The 17764-nt window shown below is 65.9% G+C and carries 19 protein-coding genes; 15 read left to right on the top strand and 4 right to left on the bottom strand.

What is annotated here, in order from left to right; genetic code table 11:
* Positions 1-230: 230 nt before the first annotated feature.
* The gene (locus JQ603_RS29595) at positions 231-1655 is read right to left on the bottom strand and encodes a methyl-accepting chemotaxis protein (RefSeq protein WP_212344868.1); all 1425 of its coding nucleotides are present in this window, start codon (positions 1653-1655) and stop codon (positions 231-233) included.
* A gap of 119 nt (positions 1656-1774) precedes the next feature.
* Positions 1775-3523, bottom strand: coding sequence for a methyl-accepting chemotaxis protein (locus tag JQ603_RS29600; protein ID WP_212344870.1), 1749 nt, complete (start codon positions 3521-3523; stop codon positions 1775-1777).
* Between the two features lie 218 nt (positions 3524-3741).
* Here JQ603_RS29600 and JQ603_RS29605 point away from each other — a divergent pair, with 218 nt between their 5' ends.
* The 8 genes from JQ603_RS29605 (at position 3742) to JQ603_RS29640 (ending at position 9953) form a co-directional block, all read left to right on the top strand.
* On the top strand, positions 3742-4488 hold the full coding sequence (locus tag JQ603_RS29605; RefSeq protein WP_018646706.1) for a YebC/PmpR family DNA-binding transcriptional regulator: 747 nt from the start codon (positions 3742-3744) through the stop codon (positions 4486-4488).
* A 219-nt stretch (positions 4489-4707) separates the two neighbouring features.
* Entirely contained in the window at positions 4708-5235 is a 528-nt protein-coding gene (gene ruvC, locus JQ603_RS29610; RefSeq protein ID WP_212344872.1) for a crossover junction endodeoxyribonuclease RuvC, read from the top strand.
* Complete coding sequence (gene ruvA / locus JQ603_RS29615; RefSeq protein ID WP_212344874.1) at positions 5232-5849, top strand: Holliday junction branch migration protein RuvA; 618 nt, start codon at positions 5232-5234, stop codon at positions 5847-5849. Before ruvC ends, ruvA begins: the two co-directional genes overlap by 4 nt.
* Positions 5846-6901, top strand: a complete 1056-nt coding sequence (ruvB, locus tag JQ603_RS29620; protein ID WP_271582438.1) for a Holliday junction branch migration DNA helicase RuvB — start codon at positions 5846-5848, stop codon at positions 6899-6901. Before ruvA ends, ruvB begins: the two co-directional genes overlap by 4 nt.
* A gap of 93 nt (positions 6902-6994) precedes the next feature.
* Positions 6995-7864: a DUF6869 domain-containing protein gene (locus JQ603_RS29625; protein ID WP_212344877.1), complete on the top strand. Its 870-nt coding sequence runs from the start codon at positions 6995-6997 to the stop codon at positions 7862-7864.
* Between the two features lie 105 nt (positions 7865-7969).
* The gene (locus JQ603_RS29630) at positions 7970-8890 is read left to right on the top strand and encodes a metallophosphoesterase (protein ID WP_212344879.1); all 921 of its coding nucleotides are present in this window, start codon (positions 7970-7972) and stop codon (positions 8888-8890) included.
* A 67-nt stretch (positions 8891-8957) separates the two neighbouring features.
* Positions 8958-9407 (top strand): tol-pal system-associated acyl-CoA thioesterase, encoded by a 450-nt coding sequence (ybgC, locus tag JQ603_RS29635; protein WP_212344881.1) that lies wholly within the window; start codon positions 8958-8960, stop codon positions 9405-9407.
* Between the two features lie 78 nt (positions 9408-9485).
* Positions 9486-9953: a DUF1348 family protein gene (locus JQ603_RS29640; RefSeq protein ID WP_212344890.1), complete on the top strand. Its 468-nt coding sequence runs from the start codon at positions 9486-9488 to the stop codon at positions 9951-9953.
* 177 nt (positions 9954-10130) lie between these two features.
* Here the strand turns inward: JQ603_RS29640 and JQ603_RS29645 are convergent, their stop codons facing one another.
* Positions 10131-10835: a type 1 glutamine amidotransferase gene (locus tag JQ603_RS29645; protein WP_212344893.1), complete on the bottom strand. Its 705-nt coding sequence runs from the start codon at positions 10833-10835 to the stop codon at positions 10131-10133.
* A 30-nt stretch (positions 10836-10865) separates the two neighbouring features.
* Entirely contained in the window at positions 10866-11792 is a 927-nt protein-coding gene (locus JQ603_RS29650; protein ID WP_212344918.1) for a LysR family transcriptional regulator, read from the bottom strand.
* 151 nt (positions 11793-11943) lie between these two features.
* Here JQ603_RS29650 and JQ603_RS29655 point away from each other — a divergent pair, with 151 nt between their 5' ends.
* From JQ603_RS29655 to JQ603_RS29685, 7 genes are read left to right on the top strand one after another with little or no spacing between them, the layout of a single operon-like run.
* Positions 11944-12900: an N-carbamoyl-D-amino-acid hydrolase gene (locus JQ603_RS29655; RefSeq protein WP_212344921.1), complete on the top strand. Its 957-nt coding sequence runs from the start codon at positions 11944-11946 to the stop codon at positions 12898-12900.
* Positions 12901-12950: 50 nt separating this feature from the next.
* Positions 12951-13778, top strand: coding sequence for an ABC transporter substrate-binding protein (locus tag JQ603_RS29660; protein ID WP_212344923.1), 828 nt, complete (start codon positions 12951-12953; stop codon positions 13776-13778).
* Positions 13775-14632, top strand: coding sequence for an amino acid ABC transporter permease (locus JQ603_RS29665; protein ID WP_212344925.1), 858 nt, complete (start codon positions 13775-13777; stop codon positions 14630-14632). Before JQ603_RS29660 ends, JQ603_RS29665 begins: the two co-directional genes overlap by 4 nt.
* Entirely contained in the window at positions 14629-15393 is a 765-nt protein-coding gene (locus JQ603_RS29670; protein WP_212344927.1) for an amino acid ABC transporter ATP-binding protein, read from the top strand. The genes JQ603_RS29665 and JQ603_RS29670 overlap by 4 nt, the downstream gene beginning before the upstream one ends.
* A gap of 16 nt (positions 15394-15409) precedes the next feature.
* Complete coding sequence (locus tag JQ603_RS29675) at positions 15410-16225, top strand: ABC transporter substrate-binding protein (RefSeq protein ID WP_212344929.1); 816 nt, start codon at positions 15410-15412, stop codon at positions 16223-16225.
* Positions 16212-17096: a polysaccharide deacetylase family protein gene (locus JQ603_RS29680; RefSeq protein WP_212344930.1), complete on the top strand. Its 885-nt coding sequence runs from the start codon at positions 16212-16214 to the stop codon at positions 17094-17096. Before JQ603_RS29675 ends, JQ603_RS29680 begins: the two co-directional genes overlap by 14 nt.
* 8 nt (positions 17097-17104) lie before the next feature.
* Positions 17105-17761 carry an aspartate/glutamate racemase family protein gene (locus JQ603_RS29685; protein WP_212344932.1) on the top strand — a complete coding sequence of 219 codons (657 nt, stop codon included), beginning with the start codon at positions 17105-17107 and terminating at the stop codon, positions 17759-17761.
* Positions 17762-17764: the final 3 nt, after the last annotated feature.

A 17764-nucleotide genomic window follows, 5' to 3' on the forward strand; every position in this document is an offset into this window, starting at 1 on the left:
CCGTCGCGCATTCGCCCTTGGTGCGTCATCAACAACGGGCACCTGTTGCTGGGCTACCCCTCTCCCTAGCCCTCCCCCGCAAGGGGGGAGGGAACGCACCTCCGTCGGGGCGCTAGCTGAGTCTCTTCATCCTGCTCCAAGCCATTGATTCCGCACACCCCGCCTACTGTGCATGGGGTTGTTTTCGAGCTTTTTATTTCAGGGGCGCCTAAGCGCCGTCGCGCCGGCTATCAGCCCTGGCGAAAACCCATCCGGAAGGCGCCCCAGTGCCTGCCGCGGATCACGATCGGCGAGGACAGGTCCTTCATCAGCACGAACTGCCCGCCGCCCATGTCGCGGCGATAGGTCTGGAGCAGGAAGGGTTTGGTGTTGGCCGCGACCTTCTTCACCGCGCGATCGGTGAACAGGCGGCGGTTGCGGCAGTTGGCGTTGTTCCAGACCGGGTCCTTGCCCTGCGGCAGGCGGTAGTTCGGATTGTGGGTCGGCAGGTAACCGCCCTTGGCCCAGGCGACGCAGAACACGATGCGCGGATCGGACTTCTGGATCGGGTCCTGGATCGCGGGCAGCACGCGGTCGGTGAACTCGACATAGGCCGTGTTGTACTGCTTTGGATCGGTCCCGGGGATCTCGCGGTATTTCTCGTCCATGAGCTGGTCGAGCGTGATCTCGCCGCGGTCGATCGCGGCCTCGAACTCGGCCGAGATCCGCTTGGCGGTCTCGACCACGACGCGGATCAGCGGCGCGTCCGATGTCTCCACGCCGCTGTCGGCGATCAGCGCGATCAGCCCTTCGGAGGCGTCCAGCAGCTTGGCCACCCGCTGGTCGGCGTTCCTAAGATCGCGCGACGACAGGTCGACGCCCTTGGCGAGCTCGTTGAGCTCGCTGATGACGGTGTCGCAATGGCCGAGATTGGAAGTCGCCGCGCGCGCGACGCTGTCGATCTCCGCTTCCACGGAGGCGAAGCCCTGCTGGACGCGCGAGATGATGCCGGAAATCTGCTGCGCACCCTCGCCGGCGGTCTTGGCGCGCTGCGAGGCGTCGCTGCTTTCGCCGATCAGGCCTTCGATCTGGCCGTCGAGGTCGCGCACGGTGTCGGAGATCTGATGCGTGGCCTGGCGCGTCGCCTCTGCGAGGTTCTTCACCTCGCTCGCGACCACCGCAAAACCGCGGCCGGCATTGCCGGCGCGCGCGGCTTCGATGGTTGCGTTGAGCGCGAGCAGGTTGGTCTGCTTCGCGATCGCCTCGATCGAGCCGGACACCTTTGCCACCTGCGCCAGCGCCGAGCCCACCGCGCTCAGGCGCGCCTCGATCCGCTCCACGGCCGCGACCAGCTCGGAGATATGGCTGACCGCGGTATCGACCGCGCTGCGCGACTGCGCGATCTCGCCGACCGCCGCGGACGTCGTCGTCTGCACCGCCTGCGAAGCGTTGGCGATGTCGTGATTGGCCGAGACCATCGTCTCCGCCGTCTTCTGGAGATGGTGGAACCGTTCAGACTGGTTGGCGACGCGGTTGGCCACTTCCTGGACGTTGCCGGCAATGTCGGCGAGCTCGACGCCGAGACCGCCTATGCGGTCGGCGAGCTGGTCGATCAGCCGTTCGGCGAGCGTCCGGTTAGATCCGGTGTCCAGTACTGCAAGTTGTGCAAGGGACATGTACGGGCTTTCTCCAGTCAGAGCCGTTGATCGGCTCTCCGCGGCATTCCCATTCCAGATTCGACTTTAGAGGATGATTCGCGCCCGGCGTCTTGCCCAGGAGTGCACGAGAGGGTGCATTACAGCTTGTATGCGGTGCGAAATCCGCCCCAGTGCCGGCCCTTGACGCGGATCGGCACGTCGATCTCGCGCATCATCACCGTGTTCCCGTTCCCCATGTCGCGGGCATAGCTCTGGACCAGGTACGAGCGCTGGTTGTGTGCGGCGGCGAGCCCCGCCGGATCGTTGAAGATGCGCCGGTTGCGGCTGTTGGCCGTGTTCCACGCGACATCGCCCGGCCGCTGCGGATGCGAATAGATCTTGTTGTGCACCGGCAGGAAGCCGTTGCGGTCGACCATGGCGCAGAACGCCATGCGCGGGTCCTTGGCGAGGAAGGCCTCCTGGAATGGCGGCAGCGCGCGATCGGCCCAGTCCAGATAGCGGGTGCGGAATTGCTGCGGATTGGTGCCGGCGATTTCGACATAGTCGGTGTCGAAGAGGTCGTCGACCTTGGTCTCGCCACGCGCGACCGCCTGCTCGAAGATCTGGGTCAGCGCATTGCCTGCCTCCATCGCGCGGGTGACGAACTCGGTGTTCTCCTCGTGGATCGACCAGAGCTTGTCCTCGATCTTCTCGCAGAGCTCGGCATTGGGGTTGACGAATTGCGCGCGGGCGCCGGCCTTGGATTGCTCCGTCACGCGCAGGCGGCAGGCACCGACCTGTTCGAGCGTGCCTTCGATGATCGCCTGCGGCGCCAGCCGGCCAGCGTCTGCGCCGCCGATCAGCACGCCCTCCATCGAAATTTCATAGACCGGCATCACGCCGCGCAGGCTCTCGAGCTTGAGATGGCAGGGCAGCCGCTCGGTCTTGCGGCGGTCATCGTGCTCGCTCTGGCGCAGCAGCACCGCGCAGCGCGATTTCAGCTTCCGGGCGAAGGTAGTCACGGCCTTGCCGGCGCTGGCGACGTTCTCGCCATGGGTCTCGGCGGCCTTGGTCGCGGCGTCGATCTCGGCCGCGCTCTCGCCGACCGAGATGATGAAGTCCGAGGCGCTGGCGGCATTGCCGGAGACCTCGCTCGTGGTGGCGTTCTGCTCGGCCACCGCGCCATTGACGGTCTCGAACACCGGGCGGATCGCCTCGATCGCCTGCGAGATGCGGTGCACGGCCTCCGCCGAGCCGGCGGCATCGCGCTGCAGCGCGTCGATCTTTTTTGTGATCTCTTCCGTCGCGCCTTGCGTCTGCACCGCGAGTGCCTTGACCTCGGTGGCGACGACCGCAAATCCTTTGCCCGCGGCGCCCGCGCGCGCGGCCTCGATGGTCGAGTTGAGCGCGAGCAGCGTGGTCTGCCGTGCGATCTGCGCGATCAGATTGACGACGTTGCCGATGGCGGCGGAGGACTCGCGCAGGCGATCGACATTGGCGCGCGCCTCTTGCGCCGCGGCGCTGGCCTCGTCGGCGAGCTTGCCGGCCGCGCGCACCTGCGCCCCGATGCCTTGCGCGGACTGGGTGAACTTGTCGGCGGCATGGGCGAAGGTCGATGCGGTCGATTGGGCGGCGTTGGTGCGGCCGGTCAGGGCGTCGGTGCGGTCGCGAATGGCGGAAAGTGTCGCGGCGGTCGCTTCGGCGCCGCCGGCCACCGAATTGGCGGCGCGCTCGAGCTGGCGGATCATCGCCCCGAGCTCGAGTTCCAGTAGTTCCAGGATTTCCCTGGCCGAATCGCCCTCATGGGCCGGGCCGGGCTCGGAGATGGCCGCCGGCTGCGCAGCCTGCGGGGTGGCCGCCGGCGCAGCCGCATCAGGCAGACGCTTCCGAAACAATCCGAATGCCATCAGGTCTCTCTTGTCGGGGGGCGGGCGGACGGTATTTTCGCAGTCCGGAATGAAATCAGGGTTAACAATGCCCGACATCTGGGCACGGACCGTTGGGGTGGCTATCTCTACAGTGCTACCTTGAAGCCTCACGGCCCTTTGATTCCGGTGGGTTGGCGGCCTATAAGGCCGCGCTTCCCACGCTCACCTTTGGCTGACTATTCCACAAGAGACCACGCATGGCCGGACATTCCCAATTCAAGAACATCATGCACCGCAAGGGGCGGCAGGATGCGCAGAAGTCGAAACTGTTCGGCAAGCTGGCGCGGGAAATCACCGTCGCCGCCAAGCTGGGCACGCCCGACCCCGCCATGAACCCCCGCCTGCGCGCCGCCGTGATCGCCGCGCGCCAGGAGAACATGCCGAAGGACAATATCGAACGCGCCATCAAGAAGGCGCTCGGCAGCGACGGCGAGAACTATGACGAGATCCGCTACGAGGGCTATGGCCCCGGCGGCGTCGCCGTCATCGTCGAGGCGCTGACCGACAACCGCAACCGCGCCGCCTCCGACATCCGCTCCTTCTTCACCAAATCCGGCGGCAATCTCGGCGAAACCGGCTCGGTCTCCTTCATGTTCGACCGCACCGGCATCATCGAATACGACCGCAGCGTCGCCGATGACGATGCGGTGCTCGATGCCGCGATCGAGGCCGGCGCCGACGACGTCGTCTCCGGCGAAGGCGGCCACGAGATCTACGCCTCGACCGAAAGCTATCGCGACGTCGCCAAGGCGCTGGAAGCCAAGTTCGGCGAGCCGCGCAAGGCCGCGCTGATCTGGAAGCCGCAGAACACGGTCGCGGTCGATGACGAGACCGGTGAGAAGCTCTTGAAGCTGATGGACCTGCTCAACGAGCACGACGACGTCCAGAACGTCTACGCCAATTTCGAGGTGTCGGACGCGCTTGTTGCGAAGATGGGCGGCTGACAGTCAGTTCCAAATTCCGCTGTCGTCGACCGGCTTGACCGGGCGACCCAGTATTCCAGAGACGCCAGAGGAAATACGGGTAAGCTGCGGCGTACTGGATACCCCGCTTTCGCGGGGTATGACGGCGTGCCGTGTGGTGGGTAGCTCCCGCCTCACTTCCCCTGTTACTTCCGTTCTGTTTCTGTTTCCCCCGCCGCGGCCAGCCGCTATCACTGGCCCATGACTGCGCTTCCGATTCGCGGCCCCGTTCGCATCATCGGCATCGACCCCGGCCTGCGCCGCACCGGCTGGGGCGTGATCGAGGCCGAGGGCAATCGCCTGATCTACGTCGCCTGCGGCTCGGTGGAGCCGCCGGACGATCTGCCGCTGTCGAGCAGGCTGCTCGCGATCCACGAGGGGCTCGCTTCGGTCCTGTCCAGCCACCAGCCGATGGAAGCCGCGGTCGAGCAGACCTTTGTGAACAAGGACGGCGTTGCGACGCTGAAGCTCGGCCAGGCCCGCGGCGTCGCCATGCTGGCGCCCGCAATGTTCGGCATCGGTGTCGCTGAATACGCGCCGAACCAGGTCAAGAAGACGGTGGTCGGTGCCGGCCACGCCGACAAGCAACAGATCGCGATGATGCTGAAGATATTGCTGCCGAAAGCCGAGCCGCCGTCCGCGGATGCTGCCGACGCGCTCGCCATCGCCATCACCCACGCCCATCACCGCCAGAGCACGGCGCTCAGGCTGAAGGTGGCGGGGTTATGATCGGCAAGCTCAAGGGCCTGATCGACACCTACGGCGAGGATTTCGTCATCCTCGACGTCGGCGGCGTCGGCTATCAGGTGCATTGCTCGTCACGCACCTTGCAGCACCTGCCTTCGCCCGGCGAAGCCGCCGTGCTGTCGATCGAGACCTATGTCCGCGAGGATCAAATAAAACTGTTCGGCTTCCGCACCGATCAGGAGCGCGAATGGTTTCGCCTGCTCCAGACCGTGCAGGGCGTCGGTGCCAAGGTCGCGCTCGCGGTGCTCGGCACGCTGCAGCCTTCCGATCTCGCCAACGCCATTGCGCTACGCGACAAGGCCGCAGTGTCGCGCACGCCCGGGGTTGGTCCCAAGGTCGCCGAGCGCATCGTCACCGAATTGAAGGACAAGGCGCCGGCCTTCGCCAATGTCGATCCGGCCGTCGTGCATCTCGCCGGCGCCGTCGACGACCAGCGCGCGCCGCGCCCGGTGGCGGATGCGATCTCCGCGCTGGTCAATCTCGGCTACGGCCAGCCGCAGGCGGCTGCGGCGATTGCATCGGCCTCCCGCAGTGCGGGTGAAGGCGCCGAGACGGCGCAGCTCATCCGCCTCGGCCTGAAGGAGCTGGCGAAGTGAGCGATCCCAAGGCCAACCGCATGGTGTCGCCCGAGCGCCGCAGCGACGATGTCGGCGATACCGCGCTGCGCCCGCAATCGCTGTCCGACTTCGTCGGCCAGCAGCAGGCCCGCAAGAACCTGTCGATCTTCATCGAGGCCGCGCGCAAGCGCGGCGAGGCGCTGGATCACGTGCTGTTCGTAGGTCCCCCCGGCCTCGGCAAGACCACGCTGGCGCAGATCGTGGCGAAAGAACTCGGCGTCGGCTTTCGTGCCACCTCGGGCCCGGTGATCGCCAAGGCCGGCGATCTCGCAGCGCTCCTCACCAATCTCGAAGAGCGCGACGTGCTCTTCATCGACGAGATCCATCGCCTCAGCCCGGCAGTGGAAGAGGTGCTCTATCCCGCGATGGAGGACTTTCAGCTCGACCTCATCATCGGCGAGGGTCCGGCGGCGCGCTCGGTCAAGATCGAGCTGTCGAAATTCACCCTCGTCGGCGCCACCACGCGTGCAGGCCTGCTCACCAATCCCTTGCGCGACCGCTTCGGCATTCCGGTGCGGCTCAACTTCTACACCATCGAGGAGCTCGAGAGCATCGTCAGCCGCGGCGCGCGCGTGCTCAATGTCGGCATGAGCGCGGATGGCGCCAACGAGATCGCGCGCCGCGCCCGCGGCACGCCGCGCATCGCCGGGCGCCTGCTGCGCCGGGTGCGCGATTTTGCCTCGGCGGCGAATGCCGACACGATCGATCGCAAGATCGCCGATCACGCGCTGAGCGCGCTCGAGGTCGACGCCGCGGGTCTCGATGCCATGGACCGCCGCTATCTCTCGACCATCGCTCTCAACTATGGCGGCGGCCCGGTCGGTGTCGAGACCATGGCCGCGGCGCTCTCCGAGCCGCGCGATGCGATCGAGGACATCATCGAGCCCTATCTGATCCAGTGCGGCTATCTCCAGCGCACTCCGCGCGGCCGGCTCCTCACCTCGCATGCCTTCCGCCATCTCGGCCTCGCCGAGCCCAATCGCGATGCGGCGCAGTTCGGCCTGTTCGGGACAGACGAGAGCGACGACTGATCGCCGCAGCCGATGAACCCGCCGGTTTCATTCGATCACTAATCCGAACGCGCGGCGAACGGCATCGCCGCTGTTGGATCGGAGTGGGAAGGAATGGCGCCAGCGGACAAGACCGGATTGCTCGAGACCGTCGCGGCGGCGCCTGAGCTGCGCACGCCCGACAGGACCGAGGCATTCCTCGATTCCCTGCCGGTCAGTGAGCTGGCGTCGATGTGGTGCGCGCTCCAGCGCGTCAGCCGGCGCGACCAGGCCGGCAGCATCTGGGCCATCAAACTCTATTTCGACCATCTGCCGCATCGCCTGCCGCAGGCTGCACTCGATCTCGTGCTGGAAGTGCTGAAGACGGAGGCCGACAAGCCGACGGTGATGCAGCTCAACGACAAGTTCCTGCTGGCGCTGCTCTGTGCGCACGGCCCGGATGTGATCGCACGGATCGAGCGCGAAGCCGCGCACAATGACCGCCTGCGCTGGCTGCTCGGCGGCGTGCATGGTGATCCCGACGACCCCTTGATGCCCCGCATCGCGCGCATTGCCGACAGCGAGGCCTGGCAGGCCGACCATCTGGCGCAGCGCACGCCGCGCGAGCCGCTCGATTGCGCCAGCATGTCGGTCACAGAGCTCGCCCATGCCTGGGTCGAGCAATATTCGAAATCCGAGCGCGACCAGGATGACAATCTGTTCACGATCATGGATTTCGAGCGCGACCTGCGCGAGGACGATCCCGATGGGATGATCGACCTGATCCTGGAGATCCTGAACATCGAGTCCAATCCGGTGCTGCTGGCACTGCTGGCCGCGGGGCCTCTCGAGGACGTAATCAGCTCCGGCACGATCGACCGCATCGAGCACGAGGCGCGGATCAACCAACGTTTTCGTGACCTGCTCGGCGGTGTCTGGTACTATCGGGCGTCCGACGAGCTGAAGACGCGGCTGGATGCACTGGTCGGCGAGAGCCGCTGGTAAGTTTTGTGCAGGCTTCTGCACGCAGATGCAGACGGTCTGCACGAGCGCACCCCAATTCCGCTCCAATCGGACCGCATCAAGAAGCTGCATCACCATCGGGCTTCCATGATCACACGGCGTCGTTTTATCCGGTCCATCGGGGCCTTGTCAGCCCTCGGCGTCTCTAGCGCGGCCTACGGCGTCGGCGTCGAACCGATGCTGCGGCTCCGTGTCACCCGCTATCATCCGACCCCGCGGCAATGGCCCGCGGATTTTCCGCTGAAGATTGCCGCGATCGCCGACATCCATGCCTGCGATCCCTGGATGTCGCTGGAGCGCATAGAAGGCATCGTCGATCGCACCAACGCGCTCAAGCCCGACCTCATCGTGCTGCTCGGCGATTATGTCGCCGGCCTTCACCAGGTCACGCGCTTCATTCCGTCGAGCGAATGGGCGAGGGTGCTCGCCGGCCTGAAAGCGCCGCTCGGCGTTCACGCCGTCATGGGCAATCACGACTATTGGGTCGACAGGGTCGTGCAGCAGGCCGGGCAAGGACCGACGGTCGCGCACCGCGCGCTGGAGGCGGCCGGCATTCCCGTCTACGAGAACGACGCCGTGCGCCTCAGCAAGGACGGCCGCTCCTTCTGGCTCGCCGGGCTCGGCGATCAGCTCGCCTTCCTGCCGGCGCGGCGCTTCCGCAGCACGGGGCGCTTCGGCGCCGACGATCTCACGGCAACGCTCGCCAAGGTCACCGACGATGCGCCCGTCATCCTGCTCGCACACGAGCCCAACATCGCACCGCGCGTGCCCGCACGCGTCGCGCTGCAACTGTCCGGCCACACCCATGGCGGCCAGGTCCGCCTGCTCGGCTGGTCGCCGGCCGTTCCGAAGCAGCAGGGGCTGCGGCTTGCCTATGGTCATGTCAGGCTGAAATGCGACGTCATCATCTCTGGCGGCCTCGGCTGCAGCATCATGCCGGTCCGCGTCGGGGTGCCGCCGGAGATCGTTGAGGTGACGCTGGGGCGGGCCGCGCCGGTTGTGTCCTAATACGCTTGCACGGACCGCGGTTTTTGCGCAAAACGGGCCGACAGCGACAAGCGAAGAGGCTCGCGACGTGACTGCCCATCTCGACGGCGAGATCCGCGACGGCCGCCACCATATGCAGGTCCGCGTCTATTACGAGGACACGGATTTTTCCGGCATCGTCTATCACGCCAATTATCTGCGCTACATGGAGCGCGGCCGGACCAATCATCTCCGGCTGATGGGCGCCGAGCAGCAGGCGCTGTTCGAGCAGGTGGAGACGGAAGGCGCGGGCTTTGCCTTCGTCGTGCGCTCGATGCACCTCGACTTCCTCAAGCCCGCGCGTATGGACGACGTGCTTGACGTCGTGACGTGGCCGATCGCGGTGAAGGGCGCTTCGATCATGCTGGCGCAGGAAGTGCGGCGCGGCGATGACGTGCTGGTAAAGGCCGAGGTGCGCGTCGCCTTCATCAGCGGCGGCCGCGCCCAGCCGATCCCGAAATCGATCCGCACGCTGATGAAGGCCGATCTGATTTCGTGATCGTTCGATAGGCGATGGCCACTCGACTCCGCGGAATGCCGGCGTAGATTGCTGCTCCTGCCAACCGATGAGGCCATCATGTCGCGCCCGCCGCTTCCGCCCTTTACCCGAGAGACCGCCGCGCAGAAGGCCCGCATGGCCGAGGATGCCTGGAATTCACGCGATCCGGTGCGGGTCTCGCTCGCCTATACCGAGGACAGCCGCTGGCGTAATCGCTCCGAAGTGTTTCAGGGCCGCGAGGCCATCGTCGCCTTCCTCACCCGTAAATGGGAGAAGGAGCAGGACTACCGCCTGATCAAGGATCTCTGGGCCTTCGACGGCAACCGCATCGCGGTGCGCTTCCAGTACGAATGGCACGATGCAAACGGCCAGTGGTACCGCTCCTACGGCAACGAGCAGTGGGAGTTCGACGAGCACGGCCTGATGAAACGCCGCGAGGCGTCGATCAACGACATCGCAATTGCGGAAAAGGACCGCCGGTTTCACTGGGCAGCGCCCGGGCCGCGACCGGCCGATGTGCCGGGGTTGGGGACGGATCCGTTTTGAACTGCTTCCTCTCCCTCTCCCCGTTCTTACGGGGAGAGGGTTGGGGTGAGGGGCTGCCTCAGCAAACTCGATGGCAGGCGGACTCACGGAGAGTCCCCCTCACCCGGATTGCTTCGGACGATGCTTCGCATCACCGAGCGCAATCCGACCTCTCCCCGCAAGCGAGGCGAGGTGAAGTCACCGTCTCGCCAGAAACCGCGTGATCGCCCCGCCGAGCTTCGCGCTGTCCATCGGCTGCACCAGCGACGCCCGTGCCGTGGCGACGACGTCCTCCGGCGCCTTGCCGTCGCGCAGCTCGCAGCACACTTGCGCGAACTCTACGTCGAATTCCGGATGCGGCTGCACGGTCAGCGTTGCGCCGTTGGCATAGAGCAGGCCGGCATGCGGGGTGAACTCGGAGGAGAGGATCGTCAGCGCATCGTTCGGCGGCTCGATCACCTGGTCCTGATGCGAGGCGGCGATGGCGACCGCTTCGCCGTCGACGACGCCGTTTTCCGGCAGCACCTGATAGACGTGGCGGCCGATGCCCCAGCCCTTCTCGGACTTGCGCACGGTGCCGCCGAGCGCCTGCGCGATCAGCTGATGGCCGAAGCAGACGCCGACCATCGGTGTCTTGTTGGTGTAGGCCTTGCGGACGAAGTCCTCCAGCGGCGCGATCCAGTCGAGCCCGTCATAGACGCCGGCGGCAGCGCCCGTGATCAGCACCGCTTCGAGCTTGCCGGGATCGGGAAGCGCATCGCCGTTGGGGATGCTGACGACCTCGACCGTCGCCGTCGGATCCTCGGTGCGGATCATCCGTTCGAACATGTCCGGAAACGAGCCGTGCTGCTCGCGATATTTTGGCGGGACCTGTCCGGTCTCGATGATGGTGATGCGTGCCATGTGCCCCCCCGGATAAAAAGGTTGCGAAGCTCAGTCGCTTTCTGCCCCATGTTGCTGGTGTGGCGCTGTGCGCTCCAGCAGCGCGCTTTCCTTGCGCACTTCGTTGAGAAAGGCCTTGGCGAGGCGCGACAGCGGCTCGGCCTCCGACCACAGCATATAGGCGACCGCGTGGGTCGTCGGCGTGAACGGCCGGACGACGAGGCCGCTGCCGCCGTTCTGCCGCGGCGAGAACGGGTCGACCACCGCGGCGCCGACGCCGGCGGCGGCGAGCACGCAGGCCGTGTTGCAGTAGCGAACTTCGACGGTCGGCTGGAACGGCGCGCCGGCCCGGGCAAAACTGTCGCGCACGGCTTCGCCAAGCCGCGTGCCGCGCTCGAGCCCGATGAAGGGCAGGCCGGACAGGTCCGCGGCCGAGATCACCGGCTTGCCTGCGAGCGGGTGCTGCGGCGGCAACACGCAGACCATCTCTCCGGTGTGCACCACCTCGTGCGCGATGCCGGGATGATGCGTCAGCCCGAGTGCGAAGCCGAGCTCGGCGACACGGCTGAGCACGCCCTCGATGATGCCCTCATAGCGCCGCACGTCGAAGAACACGCGTGTCTCGGGGCGGCGGCGCAAAAAGCCTGACAGCGCGGAAGGAATGATGCTGTAGGCGAGCGGCGGGGTCGCGACGATCGCGAGATGCCCGGAGCGGTTCTCGCGCAGATCGCGCACGCGGCTTTCGAGCTTTGCGTGCAGCGCGAAGATCGCCTCGCTCTCCTTGTAGAGCGCCATCGCTTCGGCGGTCGGAAACAACCGGTTGTTGACGCGCTCGAACAGCGCAAAGCCCGCCTGCGCCTCCATCGTCTTCAAGGCGTTGCTGACCGCGGGCTGCGACAGCGCCAGCTCGTCCGCCGCCGCCACCGTGGTGCGGTGGCGGATGACGGCACGGAGGATCTCGAGCTGGCGCAGGTTCATATCACTGCCGATTATACTCTGGGCCAAAACATCATAGCAGAACGAATTGATTTTGCAGCCCCGCTTCTCCGTAATGGCGGCGGATTTGCGCGTCGCATCAAAGGGTTCATTCGCCCATTGAGGCAGCACTGCGCACAGATTGGAGGCAATCTTGGTTCGTGTCCTTCGCGCCGCCGCCGCCCAGATGGGGCCGACGCAAAAAGCAGATTCGCGCGAGCATACGCTGGCGCGGATGCTCGCATTGCTGGAGGAGGCCGCCGGCCGCGGCGCCAGCCTCGTGGTGTTTCCCGAGCTCGCCTTCACCACTTTCTTCCCGCGCTGGCTGCTGGAGGGCGACGAACTCAACCATTATTTCGAGCGCGGCATGCCGAACCCGGCCGTGGCCAAGCTGTTCGACCGCGCGCGTGCGCTGCGTGTCGGCTTCTATGTCGGCTATGCCGAGCTGACGCCAGACGGCCGCCGCTACAATTGCGCCATCCTGGTCGATCGCGACGGCGAGATTCTCGGCCGTTATCGCAAGGTGCATCTGCCGGGTTCGGTCGAGCCTCGCGAAGGCGCGCGCTACCAGCAGCTCGAGAAACGCTATTTCGAATATGGTGACCTCGGCTTTCCGGCGTTCCGCGCCGGCTCGGCCTGGGCTCACGCCATCATGGGCATGATGATCTGCAACGATCGCCGCTGGCCGGAATCCTGGCGCGTGCTCGGCCTGCAGGGCGTCGAGCTGGTCTGCATCGGCTACAATTCGGCGGCCTATGATCCCAATGGCGGCACGACGGAAGACGGCGCCTTGCGCACCTTCCACTCGACGCTGGTGACGCAGGCCAACGCCTACATGAACGCGACCTGGGCGATTTCGGTGGCGAAGGCGGGCGAGGAGGACGGCTCCGGCCTGATCGGCGGCTCCTGCATCGTCGATCCCAACGGCCGCATCGTCGCACAGGCGCAGACGCTGGCCGACGAGGTGATCGTGGCCGACATCGATCTCGATCTCTGCCGCCAGGGCAAGGACAAGATGTTCAACTTCGCCGCCCACCGGCGGCCCGAGCAATACAGGGTCATCACCGAACGCGCCGGCGTCATCGAGCCGGCCGTTCTCGACGCCGACTGAGCAAGTGGCACGGCGCTGGCAAAGGAGCTGACATGGGCAAAGGAGCTGACATGACACGCCTCTCGTTTTCTCTCGCTGTTGCCGCGCTGGCTGCGGTGACCTCCGCGCGCGCCGCCGAGCTTCCGGCGGAGATCAAGCAGGCCGGCTCGCTAAAACTCACGGTCAACTCCACCTACGCGCCGATGGAATATCGCGATCCCGCGACCAACGAGCTGGTCGGGCTCGACATCGATCTGGCCAACGAGCTCGCCAAGCGGCTCGGCGGCCTCAAGATCGTGTGGAGCGAGACGCCGTTTGCGGAACTTATCCCTTCGCTCCAGACCAAGCGCGCCGATTTCATCATCTCTGGCATCTCGGACCGCGCCTCGCGGCGCGAGACCGCCGATTTCGTGGACTACCTCGCGACCGGCCCGCAGTTCTTCGTGATGGCGGACAACGCGGCCAAGGACGCGACCGATCTCTGCGGCAAGAAGGTCGGCACCACCCGCAGCACCAGCTTCCCGGTCGAGATCGAGAAGTGGAGCAAGCAGAATTGTGAGCCGGCCGGCAAGCCCGCGATCCAGTACGTTCCGGGCGAGAACTCGATCGACGTCCGCAACCAGCTCAAGCAGGGCCGCATCGATGCTGCCGTGCAAGGCAGCGAGACGCTGCCTTATGCGCAGACGCAGGAGCCCGGCAAATACCGCATCGTCGGCGAGGCCTTTGCGAAAGGCTATCAAGGGATCATGTTCCGCAAGGATGATGCGGCCATGCGCGAGGTCGTGACCGAGAAGCTTGCCGCGATGATCGCCGATGGCTCGTACAAGGCGATCCTCGACAAATGGGGCCTGGGCGCCAACGCGGTGGCCCAGCCCATGCTGAACGCGGCGCCGCAATGAGGCCGGCGCCGGCACTCGCGGAGGGATTTCCCGATCTATCGGGCATGCGGATCGCGCGCGAGCCGCACTGGTTTCGCTGGATCAGCGCGGCCCTGATCGTCCTCGTGCTGGCGGCGATCGTGCGCGCGTTTGCGAACGGCCAGATCGAGTGGTCCTATGTCAGCCGCTTCCTGACCGTGAAGGTCATCCTCGAAGGCATCGTCAACACCATGGTGATGGCGGTGCTGGCGATGATGCTCGGCATCTTTCTCGGCATCGTCGTGGCGATCATGCGGCTGTCGCCCAATCCGGTGCTGAAGTCGGTGGCGGCCGGCTACACCTGGCTGTTCCGCGGCACGCCGCTGATCCTGCAACTGCTGCTGTGGTTCAATCTGGCGCTGGTGTTTCCGACCATCGGCATTCCCGGGCTGTGGAGCGCGCGGGCCGTCGACGTCATGACGCCGTTCCTCGCTGCACTGCTCGGGCTCGGCATCAACCAGGGCGCCTACACCTCCGAAGTGATGCGCGCCGGCATGCTGTCGGTCGATATCGGGCAGTATGAGGCGGCGCAGGCGATCGGCATGGGACGGCTGCGTGCGCTGCGCCGGATCGTGCTGCCGCAGGCGATGCGGGTGGTGATCCCGCCGCTCGGCAACGAGTTCATCGGCATGGTGAAGGCGACCTCGCTCGCCAGCGTCATCCAGTATCCGGAGCTGCTGCACAACGCCGAAAACATCTACTACGCCAACTCCCGCGTCATCGAGCTCCTGATCGTCGCCGGGCTCTGGTACCTGCTCGTGGTCTCGATCCTGACCCCGCTGCAGATGCTGCTCGAACGCCGTTTTGCACGCGGCACATTGCGGCTGGCGCGATGACAAAACCCCTCGTCGCGATCCGCTCCGTCAGCAAGAATTTTGGAGAGTTCCAGGCTCTCAAGAACGTCTCGCTCGACGTCTGGCCCGGCGAGGTGATGTGCCTGATCGGCGCCTCCGGCTCGGGCAAGACCACGCTGCTCCGCTGCATCAACCAGCTCGCCATGATCGATGCCGGCGGCATCTGGCTCGACGGCGAGCTTTTGGGCGTGCGCGAGCAGGGCGGCAAGCTCCATCGCCTGAGCGAGCGGGAGATCGGACGGCAACGGCTGAAGACCGGCATGGTGTTCCAGCGCTTCAACCTGTTTCCGCACAAGACCGCGCTGGAGAACATCACGGAAGGCCCGACCCAGGTGCAGGGGCGTAAAGCTGATGAGGTGCGCGCCGAGGCACTCGAGCTGCTCCGTCGCGTCGGACTTGCGGCCAAAGCGGACGCCTATCCGGCGCAGCTTTCCGGCGGCCAGCAGCAGCGCGTGGCGATCGCGCGGGCGCTCGCCATGAAGCCGATGCTGATGCTGTTCGACGAGCCCACCAGCGCGCTCGATCCCGAGCTCGTCGGTGAGGTGCTTGCGGTGATGAAGGAACTGGCGCGAAGCGGCATGACCATGATGGTGGTGACGCACGAGCTCGGCTTCGCGCGCGAGGTCGCCGACCGCGTCGTCTACATGGACCAGGGCGCGATCGTCGAGCAGGGGCGCGCCTCGGACGTGTTGGGCGCGCCGCGCGAGGAGCGCACCAAGGCATTTCTTTCGGCTGTGATCTGATATTGGGGGTATGGTGATGAAGAGGCTTTTGGTTGCGGCGGCGTTCCTGGGCGCCATGAACGCATCGGTGATGGCGATCGAGCTGCCGCCTGACATCGTCAAGCGCGGCAGCCTCAAGGTGGCGCTGGTGCCGAACTATCCGCCGATGGAGTTCCGCGATCCCGCCACCAACGCGCTGTCCGGATTCGATATCGATCTCGGCGAGGCGATCGGCCGCAAGCTCGGCGTCAAGATCGAATGGACCGAGACCAGCTTTGCCGAATTCATGCCGTCGATTTCGACGGGACGAGTGGATGCCATCCTGTCCGGCTTCACCGATTATGCAAGCCGGCACGAGGTTGCCTCCTTCGTCGATTACTTGCGCAGCGGCCCGAAATTCTTCGTGCAGCAGTCCCGTGCTTCCGAGTTCAAGGACATGGCTGCGCTCTGCGGCAAGAAGGTCGGCGCCAGTCGACGCACCATGTTCCCGGCCGAGATCGAAAAGTGGAGCCAGAAGAACTGCGGCAGCAATCCGATCCAGTTCGTCGGTACCGACGGCTCGGCCGATGCGCGTAACCAGCTCAGGCAGGGCCGCATCGACGCCGCCGTGCAGGGCAACGAGACGCTACCCTATCTGATGGACCTCGAGCCCGGCACCTATGCGCCGGTCGGTGATCCCTTCGCGACGCAGTTCACGGGCATCGCCCTGCCGGTCAAGGAAAAGGCACTTCAGCAAGCCATTCTCGAAGCCGTCGATGCGCTGATCGCCGACGGCACCTATAAGACTCTGCTTGCCAAGTGGAAACTCAACGACAACGGACTAGAGAAGGCGACCATCAATGCTGGACAGTAAGGCACTCAAGAGCATCCCGCTCACCCCAGCCAACACCGCGGATCCCGCGCCGGAATATCCCTGGCCGAAGCCGTACAAGTCGGCGATGTTCCTGTCGTTCGACGTGGACGCGGAGAGCGCCTGGACCAGCAAGGACGCGGTGCATGCGCAGCGGCTCATCACCATGAGCTATGGCGGCTACGAGGCGCGCGTCGGCACGCCGAAGCTGCTGGAGCTGCTCGACCAGCTCGATCTCAAGGCGACGTTCTTCGTCACGGGCTGGTCGGTCGATGCGCATCCGGCGATGGCCGAATCCATCCTCAAGGCCGGCCACGAGATCGGTCATCACGGCTATCACCATCTCCTGCCCGATCCCGGCGATCCCTGGATCGAGGAGGAGCTGGAGCGCGGCTTCGAGGCGCTTAAGCGGCGGCTCGGCGTCAAGCCGACCGGATATCGCGCGCCTTACGGTGAATTCACCGAGGAGCTGCGCGTCGCGCTGGTGCGTCACGGCATCGTCTACACGTCCTCGTTCCGCGACGACGTCAGGCCCTATCGTCATCGCCTCGCCGACGGCAAGCCCGGCACGATCGAGCTGCCGGTCACTGCGAGCTATGACGACTGGATGCACGGCCTCTCCGCCCGCTTCAGCCCGCGCTCGATCTTCCCCAAGGAGCACGTGCTCTCGATCTGGAAGGACGAACTGGATGAGGTCCGCGACTGGGGCGCGATGGTGACGACGGTGCTGCATCCGCAATGCAGCGGCCGTCCGATGCGGCTGCGCCTGTTGCGCGAGTTTCTCACCTACGCAAAGTCGTGCCCGGATGTCTGGATCACGACCGGCGAGAAGATCGCGGAAAACTTCCTGCGCCACGAAGCGGCCAACCGCTGAGCCAAGCCATGACCCGTCGCCGCATCCTCGTCATCAACCCCAACTCCTCGGCGTCGGTGACGGCGGCGATCGATGACGCGGTCGCGCCGCTGCGCATCGCCGGCGGGCCTGACATCGAGGTGGTCGGCCTTGCCGAGGGCCCGCCCGGCATCAGCTCGCAGCGCGATGCCGACAGCGTGGTCATGCCGCTGGTCAACCGCGTGTCGCGCGACAATGCGGATGCGTTCGTGCTCGCCTGCTTCAGCGATCCCGGCCTGCATGCGGTGCGCGAGGCGGCCGGTGGACGCCCGGTCATGGGCATCGCCGAATGCGGCATCTTCCGCGCGCTGATGCTGGGCGAACGCTTTGGCATCATCGCGTTGTCGCCGTCGAGCATCCGCCGCCAGCAGCGCATGGTCCGCGTGATGGGCGTCGATGGCCGCTATGCCGGAAGCTGGTCGGTCGGCGCGAGCGCGGCGGAGACGGCGGGCGCGGATATCCGCGGCCGCCTGATCGACGCCGGCCGCGCGCTGGTCACCCAATGCCGCGCCGATGTCGTGGTGATGGGCTGCGCCGGCATGGCCTCGCATCGCGCGGCGATTGCGGAGGCGATCGGCGTGCCCGTGATCGAGCCGGCGCAGCAGGCGGTGTCCGCTGCGATCGGCGCGGTCTTGTTGAATACGTAAGAA

Source organism: Bradyrhizobium liaoningense (assembly GCF_018130825.1).
Lineage (GTDB): Bacteria > Pseudomonadota > Alphaproteobacteria > Rhizobiales > Xanthobacteraceae > Bradyrhizobium > Bradyrhizobium liaoningense_B.